General features: G+C 30.1%; 1 protein-coding gene. It reads left to right on the forward strand.

Features of this window, described 5'->3' with window-relative positions; translation table 11 throughout:
* Positions 1-47: 47 nt before the first annotated feature.
* Positions 48-481: hypothetical protein (locus HMPREF2794_RS15950; protein WP_070751902.1), on the forward strand; the 434-nt coding region annotated here is incomplete at its 3' end.

Consider the following 481-nt stretch of genomic DNA (forward strand, 5'->3'; position numbering starts at 1 on the left):
GATTCAGCGTTAGAAGAATATAGAAATGATTATAAATAGGGAATAATATGAAAAATGCAGGTCTTATATTTTTTGTACTTCTTTTTTTATTGTCTTGTCATGCAGGAAGTAAGAAAGGAACTTTGGAACATGTCTCAGTGAAGAAACTGACTAAATTAGAACATCTATTTTTATTACCTTCTGATTCGGTAATGAACGCATATGATTTATCGAATGATAGTATTGTGAGTTTCCCTGATTTATCTGCTTATACTATTAAAACACTTAATTTATCTGGTAATTTATTGGATACAATTATTCCACATTTTTTGCCTAAAAAGTTGGAGATACTAAATCTTTCACATAACAGGTACAGTGGGCAATTGAGAATTAAGGAGGGTACAATATGTGCTTTGAGAGAAATTGATTTATCCTATAATGCATTGAGTAGCATATATGTAGGTGGACCTCTTTATCGCATAATTGTATCACATAATGATTT

Source organism: Bacteroides sp. HMSC067B03, assembly GCF_001811315.1.
GTDB classification, from domain to species: Bacteria; Bacteroidota; Bacteroidia; order Bacteroidales; family Bacteroidaceae; genus Bacteroides; species Bacteroides faecis.